This window comes from Lactobacillus sp. M0393, assembly GCF_016102025.1.
Lineage (GTDB): Bacteria > Bacillota > Bacilli > Lactobacillales > Lactobacillaceae > Lactobacillus > Lactobacillus melliventris.
Window position 1 is genome coordinate 1 of sequence record NZ_JACFPK010000021.1, and the last position, 477, is coordinate 477.

Genomic DNA, 477 nt, shown 5'->3' on the forward strand with positions numbered 1-477 from the left:
GTGAAGTCGTAACAAGGTAGCCGTAGGAGAACCTGCGGCTGGATCACCTCCTTTCTAAGGAAAAGGGAGCCGAGACGGAGAGTAGAAATACTAAGAGAAGTCCGGCAAAGCACATGAGTAGGGAAGACATTGTTTAGTTTTGAGGGTAGTACCTCAGAAAAAGGAAAAGATACGCTAGGTACGGGCCTATAGCTCAGCTGGTTAGAGCGCACGCCTGATAAGCGTGAGGTCGATGGTTCAAGTCCATTTAGGCCCATAGGCAAGTATAAGAAAAGCAGCGTGTCTAGAAAAGACATTGGGGGCTTAGCTCAGTTGGGAGAGCACCTGCTTTGCAAGCAGGAGGTCATCGGTTCGAACCCGTTAGCCTCCATTGGATCTGTCGCAGATCCAATGAGTTAGTACATTGAAAACTGAATATAATCCAAGAAAAACCGAGAAACAATCAAAAGAGAACAGATTGCTAAAGAGCGACCGAGA

Annotated in this window: 2 tRNA genes and 1 rRNA gene; all 3 read left to right on the forward strand. The window is 47.0% G+C overall.

What is annotated here, in order from left to right:
* Positions 1-54 (forward strand): 16S ribosomal RNA (locus H3R29_RS09115); the annotation flags it as partial.
* A gap of 128 nt (positions 55-182) precedes the next feature.
* Positions 183-256 (forward strand) — tRNA-Ile (locus H3R29_RS09120).
* 41 nt (positions 257-297) lie between these two features.
* Positions 298-370, forward strand: a tRNA-Ala gene (locus tag H3R29_RS09125).
* Positions 371-477: the final 107 nt, after the last annotated feature.